We start from the raw sequence: 5,349 nt of genomic DNA, 5'->3' as shown, positions 1-5,349 counted from the left end.
GTGGCGCGATCGGCCCGACGGAGGTCAGTGCGAGTACGAGGGCGACCGCGACGGCGTGGGAACGCCGGGGCGGATGCCCGGTTCTGCGCATGCCGAAGGAGGCTCCGGACGGAGCGGGCATGGTGAAGCCCTTTCGAGGAGAGGTGGGTATGTCCGGCTGCGGACATTCGGATCGTCCGCAGAGGTATTTCAGCAAGCTGCCGCATTACTGATTGGTCGTCAATCACATAAGCAAAACTGATGCCCGCTTTGACGGACCGTCCACCGATTTCGTTCAGCGTGATGTGAATCACGCCCTCAGGAGATCCTCAAGCCGCTCGACCGCTGGATCGTTAGCGCCCTATCCTCCTGCCGGAGTTGCTTGTCCGCGCCATGTCGTACGTGACAACTCAGCTGGGGGATCATGATGTTGAAGAACAGAATCCGCTTCCACCTACGGCGAACAGCCGGCCGGGAGGCGCCGCCGCCGGTCAGGGCAAGATCCCGGGTGGCCGTCGTGAGTTCGTTGGCGATCCTGAGTTCGATGCTGTCGCCCGTGGTGCCGGCCCTCGCAGTGGCCGCCTCCGGGGGCAAGGGCCAGGTGTGGTCGCCGCCGAACACGCCGCTGCCGCGCACCGCCTCCGTGCCCGGGAAGGCGGATACGCCGAAGTCGTCCACCCCGCCGACCGGTTCGCCGGACTGGGTGCCGCCGAAGTCCACGCCGCAGCCGAAGTCCGGCACCGCGGTGGTGGGCCTGGACGAGGGCGGGGCCAAGCAGGCGGGCGACCTCCCGGTCTGGCTGGCACCGGTCGCGTCGAAGGGGGCCGCTCCCGCAGGGCAGGTGCAGGTGCGGGTCGCCGACCGCGCGGCCGCGACCGCCGCCGGTGTGACGGGCACCCTGGTCGCCCTCTCGCGCGACGAGGCGGGGGACACCGACAAGGTGCGGGTCGGAATCGATCCGCACACCCTGGGCTACGGCGGGGACTTCGGGAACCGGGCACGGCTGGTGGCGCTGCCGGAGTGTGCGCTCAGCACGCCGGACGCCGACGGTTGCCGGGTCAGGACGCCGGTGGCGTCGCACTACGACGAGAAGTCGAAGCGGCTGGTCGCGGACGTCGACCTGCCGGCCGCGAAGGCCACGACGGCCCGGCAGCGGGCCGAGTCGCAGTCGGCCGGCGTCGCGGAGTCCACACCGAAGGTACTGCTGGCGCTGGACGCCGCGCCGTCGAGCGGAACCGGCACGTACAGCGCCACACCTCTCTCGTCGAGCCAGAGTTGGGCGGCTGGGAGCGCATCGGGGTCGTTCACGTACAGCTACCCGATCCAGCTCCCCCCGGCCCTGATCGGGAACCCGCCGGCGTTCTCCCTGGAGTACGACTCGGCGTCGGTGGACGGGAAGACGGCGTCGACGAACGCCCAGGCCTCCTGGATCGGCGACGGCTGGGACGTGAACGTCGGCTTCGTCGAGCGCGGCTACCGGGGCTGTGACAAGGCGGGTATTCCGGGTTCGGGCGATCAGTGCTGGGGTGGTCCGAACCTGACGTTGTCGTTGGGTGGTCACTCGGGTGAGCTGGTGCCGGAGGACTCGTCGTGTGTCGCCGGGTCGGCGGCGGACGAGCAGTCGCGGTGCAAGTGGCGGCTCAAGGGTGACGACGGGACGAAGGTCGAGTTCCTGACCGGCGCCAACAACGGCACCTGGAACGGTTCCTATCTGAAGGTGACGGACACCTCGGGGACGGTGTACTACTTCGGGCTCAACCAGCTTCCGGCGGCGGACGGTTCGCCGAGCAAGGCGGGTCCGGAGAGCAAGTCGGCGTGGACGGTTCCGGTGTACTCGCCGAACCCGGGCGACCCGTGCTACGACGGCTCCAAGGGCAAGGGTTCGTGGTGCCAGAGCGCGTGGCGTTGGAACCTCGACTACGTGGTCGACGCGCACGGGAATCTGACCACGTACGCGTACACGCCCGAGACCAACTGGTACGCGCGCGGTGGCGCGCAGAACGCGGGTAAGGGTACGAACACCGCGTACACGCGTGGCGGGGTGCTGGCCGCGATCACCTACGGGCAGTTGCTGTCGGACCAGTTGGGTGCGGGCGGTTCGTACCAGGCGGCGGCGCGGGTCGACTTCGACTCGGGTGAGCGGTGCGTGTCGGACGCGGCGGCGTGCGATCCGGCGCAGCGTACGGCGGCGAACGCCGCCAACTGGCCGGACGTGCCGATGGACAAGCAGTGCGCGCAGAACGACACCTGCGCCAACTACGGGCCCAGCTTCTGGTCGACGAAGTGGCTCAACGCCGCGACCACGTCCATCCGTTCGGGCGGCTCCTACCGTCCGGTGGACCGTTACGACTTCACCCATGTGTTCAAGACGCCGCAGAACGCGACGGAGAACGCGCCGATCGCCTGGCTGCAGTCGGTGAAGCACACCGGCAAGGACACTGCCAACGGGCAGGCCGAGCAGGCGCTTCCGGTGGTGACCTTCACGGATCAGCTGCTGCCCAACCGGGTCGACGGCCTGGTGCCGGCGCGTCCGCGCTACAACCGGCCGCGCATGGCGGTGATCACGACGGAGACCGGTGGCAGCATCGTCGTCTCCTACAAGCAGGAGCAGTGCTCGCGCACGGCCGGGCGGATGCCCGCCTCGGCCGACGGTGACACCCTGCCCTGCTTCAACGTGAAGTGGTTCGACGGTCAGGTGCAGTCCACGGTGGACGACTGGTTCCTGCGCTACCCGGTCGACACGGTGACCGTGGACCCGAACGGCAACCTGGTCTCCGGTTCGGTGCCGACGACCGTGAGTTACAGCTACGGCCCGGCGGCCTGGCACCGCAACGACAGCCCGCTGGTCGAGTCCGACTACCGGACCTGGGACCAGTTCCGCGGTTTCGCGAGCGTGACCGCGGTGAAGGGTTCGGGCAAGGACGGGCCGCAGGCCAAGTCGACGACCAGCTACTACCAGGGCATGGACGGCGACCTCAAGGCCGACGGCAAGCCCAAGGGCGCCTCCGTCGCGGGAGTGAAGAGTGGCAGTCGGCCCGACTCCGACTGGCTGTCCGGCCGGACCCTGGAGACCGACACCTACGCGGACGCCTCGGCCGACGCCGGCTCGCCGCTCGGCTACGAGGTCGACACCTACGAGAACCCGTCCGCCACGGCCACGCACGCCCGCAGCGGCCTGCCGAATCTCGTGGCTCGGTACGGATCCACCAAGGCCACCAAGGCCGCGACGGCGGTCACCACGACCGGCACCCGCACCACCACGACGGTGACGAGCACCGACCCGGTCAACAACAACCGGGTCACCAGCTCGCTGAGCACCGCGGACGGCACCCCGGACGTCTGCACCCGCCAGACCTACGCGACCGGTGGCAACCCGCAGATGACCGCACTGGTCTCCGACGTGCTCGTCGTCTCCGGCGTCAACGCCTGCACGGCCGGCCCGACGTCGGCCACCACGGTGTCCGACACCCGCACGCTCTTCGACGGCCAGGGCTTCGGCAGCGCCGGCACGAAGGCGGACGTGACCGGGACCCAGGTGCTGGACGGCTACGACGCCAACGGCGTGGCGCAGTACGTCACCACGAGCACGAGCACGTACGACCAGTACGGCCGGATCGCCTCGGTGACGGATCCGACGGTCACCGACAGTGCCAACCCGAACGGCGCGGTCACCACGACCGCGTACAGCTCGGCGAACCCGGGTGAGCTGCCGAACAAGGTGGTCACCGGTACCCCGGCCCCGGCCGGCGCGCCGGACGCGGGCACCGCCCGTACCAGCACCGTCACGCTCAACCCCGCCCGCGCCATGGCGCTCACCTCGGCCGATGCCAACGGTCGCACCACGACCAAGGCGTACGACGGTCTGGGGCGCTTGAAGGCGGTCTGGCTGCCGGGCCGGGACACCGGGGCCGGAGCCAACTTCACGTACGACTACGCGGTGAACGGCACCAGCGCGCCCTCCACCGTCACGACCAAGGCCCTGCGGCCGGGCGGCACGGCGTACGGCACGTCCACGCAGATCCTGGACGGCTCGGCCCGGCTGATCCAGACCCAGACCGACCCGGCGATCTCCGCCTACCAGGGCCGGATCGTCGCCGACACGTTCTACGACTCCCAGGGGCGGGTGGGCCGCGCCTACAACGCCTACTACGAGGACACCAACAAGCCGAACACGACCCGGTGGATCCCGGACGGCGCGATGGTCCCGAACCAGAGCGTGGTGCAGTTCGACGGCCAGGGGCGTGCGGTGAGCACGCAGTTCGTCGCGCTGGGCAAGCCCCAGAGCACCACCACGACGGCGTACCCCGGCGCTGACCGGGTGGACGTCACGCCGCCGGCCGGAGCCACGCCCACCAGCACGGTCACCGACGCCCGCGGGCACACCGTCCAGTTGTGGCAGTACCGGACGGCGGCGGCGACCGGGAACCCGGGCGACGCGGACGTCACCAACTACACCTTCACCCCGGCCGGAAAGCCCGCCAGTCGGGTGGACGCGGCGGGGAACACCTGGAGTTACACGTACGACCAGCGCGGTCGCCAGGTGAAGGCCGACGACCCGGACACCGGCGTCCTGACCCAGGCCTACGACGGTGCGGGGCGGTTGGCGTCGACGACGGACGCGCGTGGTCAGACGGTCGCGATCACGTACGACCTGCTGGGTCGTAAGACCGGGACGTTCAACGGTTCGGTCGCTCCGGCGAACCAGCTGACCGGCTACGCGTACGACACCGTGGCGAAGGGGCAGTTGAGCTCCTCGACCCGGTACGTGGGCGGGGCGGGTGGTTCGGCGTACACCAAGTCGGTGAACGAGTACGACGTGGCGTACCGGGCGACGAAGTCGACCGTGTCGATCCCCGGCAGCGAGATCGGCGGCAGTGGCCAGGTGAGTTTCGACTATGCCGCCGCCTTCAACCCGGTGAGTGGTTCGCTGGTGTCGGAGACGCGTGCCGCGGCGGGTGATCTGGCACAGGAGGCGGTCACTTACAACTACGAGGAGTTCGGGCAGCTCAACGATGTGAGCGGCTCGGGGTACACGTACCTGCGGCAGGCGGACTGGGACGCGTATGGGCGCAACGTCCGTGACACGATGAACCCTTGGGGGACCCAGGTCGTCTCGACGAACACCTACGACGAGTCGACCGGACGCCTGCTGACCCAGTACGTGGACAAGCAGACGGCCACCACCGGCACCGTCCAGAACACCACCTACGCCTACAACCCGGCCGGTCGGATCACGGCGGTGCGCACGATCCCGGACAACAGCCCGGACCGGACCGACCTGCAGTGCTTCACCTACGACTACCTGGGGCGTCTCACGACCGCGTGGTCGGACACCGGGCGGCTCAACCAGCCCACCCCGTCCCTCGCCGG

The 5,349-nt window shown here is 69.5% G+C and carries 1 protein-coding gene; it reads left to right on the top strand.

Translation table 11 applies throughout. The features are described from left to right. Positions 1 to 523 precede the first annotated feature (523 nt). On the top strand, positions 524 to 5,349 hold a 4,826-nt coding region (locus ACFXOZ_RS42025), incomplete at its 3' end, for an RHS repeat domain-containing protein (RefSeq protein ID WP_380595316.1).

The sequence above is a fragment of the Kitasatospora sp. NPDC059160 genome, assembly GCF_042755465.1.
Lineage (GTDB): Bacteria > Actinomycetota > Actinomycetes > Streptomycetales > Streptomycetaceae > Kitasatospora.
The sequence above is the reverse complement of the archived record's forward strand: the minus strand, read 5'-3'. Positions and strand labels throughout refer to the sequence as shown.